Source organism: Methylibium sp. (assembly GCF_031393925.1).
Lineage (GTDB): Bacteria > Pseudomonadota > Gammaproteobacteria > Burkholderiales > Burkholderiaceae_C > Methylibium.
In genome coordinates this window covers 1-4,705 of sequence record NZ_JANMWL010000217.1, presented here as the reverse complement: position 1 = coordinate 4,705, position 4,705 = coordinate 1, and the positions used below count along the sequence as shown (strand labels likewise).

At 62.7% G+C, this 4,705-nt stretch carries 5 protein-coding genes; all 5 read right to left on the bottom strand.

Annotated elements, in window-relative coordinates; translation table 11 throughout:
- The coding region (locus RMO12_RS11490; protein ID WP_309639391.1) for an AMIN domain-containing protein at positions 1 to 1,545 on the bottom strand (1,545 nt) is incomplete at its 3' end.
- Positions 1,542 to 2,069 carry a pilus assembly protein PilP gene (locus tag RMO12_RS11485; RefSeq protein ID WP_309625507.1) on the bottom strand — a complete coding sequence of 176 codons (528 nt, stop codon included), beginning with the start codon at positions 2,067 to 2,069 and terminating at the stop codon, positions 1,542 to 1,544. The genes RMO12_RS11490 and RMO12_RS11485, both read right to left, overlap by 4 nt.
- Positions 2,070 to 2,077: 8 nt before the next feature.
- Positions 2,078 to 2,776: a type 4a pilus biogenesis protein PilO gene (locus tag RMO12_RS11480; RefSeq protein WP_309639390.1), complete on the bottom strand. Its 699-nt coding sequence runs from the start codon at positions 2,774 to 2,776 to the stop codon at positions 2,078 to 2,080.
- Positions 2,777 to 2,786: 10 nt separating this feature from the next.
- Entirely contained in the window at positions 2,787 to 3,434 is a 648-nt protein-coding gene (locus RMO12_RS11475) for a PilN domain-containing protein (protein ID WP_309639389.1), read from the bottom strand.
- A complete protein-coding gene (locus RMO12_RS11470; protein ID WP_309639392.1) occupies positions 3,434 to 4,489 on the bottom strand; it encodes a pilus assembly protein PilM in 1,056 nt (351 codons plus the stop codon). The genes RMO12_RS11475 and RMO12_RS11470 overlap by 1 nt, the downstream gene beginning before the upstream one ends.
- Between the last annotated feature and the right edge of the window lie 216 nt (positions 4,490 to 4,705).

Sequence of the window (4,705 nt, the reverse complement as noted above, 5' to 3'; positions counted from 1 at the left end):
GCTGCCGCCGATGGCCGCGCGGTTGTTGCCACCCAGGCCCCATCCTGGAACGCCACCTTGCTGAGCGCGCAGGTCCGACGCACCGAGCTTCACGCCCAGCGAGCGACCGAAGGTATCCGTCGCCTCGACGATGCGAGCTTCGATCAACACCTGGCGCACCGGGATGTCGATGCGGGCGATGATTTGTGCCACCTCTTCGAGCTTGGTGGGCGTGTCGCTCACGAACAGCTGGTTGGTCCGCGCCTCGTACACGATGTTGCCGCGCGAGGAGATGATGCGACTGCTGGACGCGCCGCCCTGACCACCGCCTCCGCCCTGCCCGGCCTGTTGCCCGTTCAGCCCCTTGGCCACCTCTTCAGCCTTGACGTAATTCAACTGGAAGGCTTGCGTGCGCACCGGTTCGAGCGCTGCGATTTGCGCCTTTGATTCCAGCTCGAGCTTTTCTTTGGTGGCGATCTCGTCCTTCGGTGCAATCCACAGCACGTTGCCGTTCTTGCGCACGCCCAGGCCCTTGGCCTGCAGGATGATGTCGAGCGCTTGGTCCCAGGGCACGTCTTTCAGGCGCAGGGTCACGTTGCCGGTGACGGTGTCGCTCGTCACCACGTTGAAGTTGGTGAAGTCGGCGATCACCTGCAGCAACGCGCGCACCTCGATGCTCTGGAAGTTGAGCGAAAGTTTCTCACCGGAATAACCTGGACCCTGCGTCAGCTTGTTGGGGTCGACCTTCTGCGGCCGCACCTCGAGGACGAACTGGTTGTCGGTCTGATAAGCGCTGTGTTCCCACACGCCGGTCGGCTCGATCACCATGCGAACCTTGTCGCCGCTTTGCACCGCGGAGACGGTGCGCACGGGAGTTCCGAAGTCGGTCACGTCGAGGCGACGGCGCAGGTTTTCAGGCAGACTGGTTTTCAGGAATTCAACCACCAGGGTCTGGCCCTGTTGGCGAATGTCGACACCCACCTGATTGCTGGGCAGCTCGACGATGACGCGCCCGGCACCATCTTGCCCGCGGCGAAAGTCAACACTGCGCAGCACTTGCGGCGCCTGGTTCTGACTGTCCGCAAAACGCACCGGCGCTGGCGCCGTTTGCGCGACCGTACCGGCCGACGGGGATGCCGCGGCAGGCGCGGTGACATTGCCCGAGGTCTGCACGGTGAGCACCAAGGTCTTGCCTTCCAGCTTGGCGGCGTACGTGCCGGGCTGCTTGAGGTTCAGCACCAATCGCGTGCGGTCGCCGGCCTGCGCCACGCTTGCAGAGCGCAGATTGCCAGAATTGATTTCGATGCTGCTGCGACCGAGCGCATTGGCCACGCCCGGCAGATCGATGGCAATGCGCGGTGGCGTCTGCACGGTAAAGCCGGCAGGCACGGCGGCCAGCGGCTCGCTCAACTCGATGCGCACGACGTCGCTTGCGCCTTGCTGCGAGCTGTTGATTGATTGGATCGTGTTGTCTGCCCAGGCGCCGAGCGCCGAGCAGAGCAACGCGAGCGCGACGGCTGGTGCGCGCAATTGCTTCATGGTGGTGATCTCCCCAATATTTTTCATCGCGCCTTCTCCTGCAACTGAAGGGCAGAGGGACGCTCTATCCATTCGCCCGCGGCATCCTGGACCACTTCGCGTACGGCCACTTCGGTTTCGGAAACCTTGGTGATCTTTCCGTAGTTCTGACCGAGGTAGTCGCCCGCCTTGACCTGATACAGCAGGTTGTCCACGCGCAGCAGGGCCAGCGGGCGCCCCTGCTTGGAGACACTGCCCACCATGGTCATGGAATCCAGCGGATATGCCTCGAGCGGCTCCTTGCGGCGGTTCGTTTCGCCGGCCAGCAAAGAACTCGACTGCCTGGTTTCCTGCTTGAGGGCCACAGCGAGTTTCTGGTTGCTGAAGGGCTCGACCGCACGGGCCTCTTCGTAAGGCTGCGGGTCGAAACGCTTGGGCGGCGAAAGCGGTGCGATGTTCGGTCGCACTTCGCGCTTTTGCTGATCCATCCAGGATTGAAGCTCTTCCTGTTCACCACTGCAGGCAGACAGTATCAGGCCGAGCGCGACGAAGAGCGGCGCCGCCGCTTGCATGCGAGTCATCATTTCTTGGCCCCTGCCTTGGCGGCGGCTTCCTTACTCTTGCGCTGGGCCTCCACCTCGCTCGGGTCGAGATAGCGGTAGGTGCGCGCGAGCGCATCCATGGTCAGATTTCCGGCGCCGACGCCGGCGACTGCGTTGCCGCTGATATTGAGGTTGTGCAAGGTCACGATGCGCGACAGGTTTGCAACGTCGGCTGCAAACGAGCCCATGTCGTGATAGCGACCCGACACCCTGATCGTGATCGGCAGCTCGGCGTAGTAGTCCTTCACCGCCACCTGCCCCGGCCGGAACAGCTCGAACTGCAGGCCCCGGCCGAGCCCGGCCTGGTTAATGTCGGAGAGCAAGGCGTCCATCTCGGCTTTGCCGGGCAACTGCTTTTCAAGTTGCGTCACGTACTCTTGAACCTGGATCTTTTGCTTGCGCAACTCGCCGAGGTTGACGGCTTGGGCCAGCTTGGCGCGATAGTCCTGCTTGAGGCCGGGCTCACGCGCACGTTCGGCCTCTAATTCGTCGGCGGTCGAAGAAAGCAACACGAACCAGCCGACGATCACGAGGCCGGTGGCCAAGGCCGCGAAGGCGGCAAGCTTGGGCAGCCAAGGCCATTGGCCCGGCTCGTTCATGTTCAAGCCGCGGAACTGCCCCGACAGGTCAAGAAAGACCGAGTTCACGTCGACATTTGCATTTTTGTTGGTCGCCATTGCTGCTACCTCAAGAACGCTTTGGCGTCGACGCCGGTGCGGCCGGCGCGGAGGCCCCGCCGGCACCCGGTGCGGCCTTGTCGGCCGGCTGCTTGTCCTGCGGACGCTTGAGCGTGACCCTTACCGAGAAGTCAAACAGTCGTTTTTGCTCGCGATTGGCAGTCTGCACTGTGGCCGCCTTGATTTCGATCAGTTCCGGCTTTTCCAGCCATGGTGAGCTGTAGGCCGTATTGCGCAGGAACTGCGAAACGCGCTCGTTGGTCTGTGCGATACCGTTGACCGCCACCACCTGCCCCTCCTGCTTGATCACCGTGAGGTACACACCTTCGGGTGTCTGCTTGACCAGCTCGTTGAGGAGGTAGACCGGAATGTTGCGATCGGTTTGCAGGTTTTCGACCGCCTGCTGACGGGCCTTCAGACCATCGATCTCGGCCTTCAGGGTGGCAATGTCCTTGATCTGCTCGTCGAGCTTCTTGATCTCGGCCGTGAGGTATGCATTGCGCCCCTGCTGCGTGCCGATCATCTGCTGCAACACCAGATACCACAGGCCGGCAATCACCACGCCGACGGCGGCGGCCGCACCGAGACCCGCGAAGAAGGCGCGCTTGCGGCGCTGCCGGCGCTCTTCGCGGTGCGGCAGGAGATTGATCAGGATCATTAGAGGAACCTCCGCATCGCCAAACCGCACGCGGTCAGGTAGGCAGGCGCCTCACGACGCAGCTTGCTTTCCCGCACCGCGGAGCCCAGGCGCATGCCATCGAAGGGGTTCACGACCATCGACGCAAAACCGGAAAGTTCGGTGACGCGTTCTTTCAGACCCGGCAGCGTGGCGGTACCGCCGGCGAGCATCACGTAATGCACTTTGTGATGCGGAGTGCTGGTGAAGAAATACTGAAGTGCACGGCCGATCTCTTGCGCCAGACTGTCGACAAAAGGCACCAGCAGGCTTGATTCGTAGTCTTCCGGAAGGTCGCTGGCCAGCTTCTTCTGCTCGGCCTCTTCGAACGAGAAGCCGTACTGGCGCGAAATCATCTGCGTGAGCTGCGAGCCTCCGAACGCCTGATCGCGGTCGTAGAGCAGCTCTTCGTCGCGCAGCACCTTCAGGCTCGTGGTTTCGGCGCCGATCTCGAACAGCGCCACCAGCGCGTCCCTGCCCTCGTTGGGCAAGGCGGTGATGATGCGCGTCATGGCCAGGCGCGACGCGTGCGATTCGATATCGAGCACGACCGGCTTGAGGCCGGCGGCTTCGGCCAGACCCTGGCGGTCCTGGACGCGGTCTTTGCGCGACGCCGCAATCAGCACCTCGACGTCACCGGCGGAGGTGGGGCTGGGCCCGACCACGCAGAAGTCGAGGCTCACCTCGTCGAGCGAGAACGGAATGTATTGATTGGCTTCGGACTCGACTTGGAGTTCCATCTCCTCGTCGCGCAGGCCGGCCGGCAGCATGATTTTCTTGGTGATCACCGCCGATTGCGGCATCGCCATGGCGACGCGTTTGGTGCGGCTACCGCTCTTACTGATGACCCGGCGCACGGCGTCGGCGACTTCATCGAATTTCTCGATCTGGCCGTCGGCGATCCAGCCCTTCTCGAAGCTTTCGGTGGCGAACCGCTCCAGCACGTATTCGCCAGAAGCAGATTGCCCGAGCTCGACAAGCTTGACGCTCGAGGAGCTGATATCCAGCCCGACGAGCGGCGCCTGCTTGCCTCCCATCACCCCATCAAGAAAGCCCACACGGTCTCCCGCTCGCCGCTGTACGGCTGTTAATAAACTACTTCGATGCTAGCAGCAAAGTTTTTATGCCCGAACGCTTTTGCTGCACGCGGGGCAAGCCTGCAACGCCCCCACGTTGCAAAACTCACACGGCGAACAAGCTGTCACCAACACCCGCGCAATCGGTCTCGAGCGCCGTGCGCAAACTGGGTCGGC

Excerpts from the sequence above, each read along its gene's own strand:
- RMO12_RS11480 (WP_309639390.1), bottom strand. The coding sequence starts at position 2,776 with ATGGCGACCAACAAAAATGCAAATGTCGACGTGAACTCGGTCTTTCTT.
- RMO12_RS11475 (WP_309639389.1), bottom strand. The coding sequence starts at position 3,434 with ATGATCCTGATCAATCTCCTGCCGCACCGCGAAGAGCGCCGGCAGCGC.
- RMO12_RS11485 (WP_309625507.1), bottom strand. The coding sequence starts at position 2,069 with ATGCAAGCGGCGGCGCCGCTCTTCGTCGCGCTCGGCCTGATACTGTCT.
- RMO12_RS11470 (WP_309639392.1), bottom strand. The coding sequence starts at position 4,489 with ATGGGAGGCAAGCAGGCGCCGCTCGTCGGGCTGGATATCAGCTCCTCG.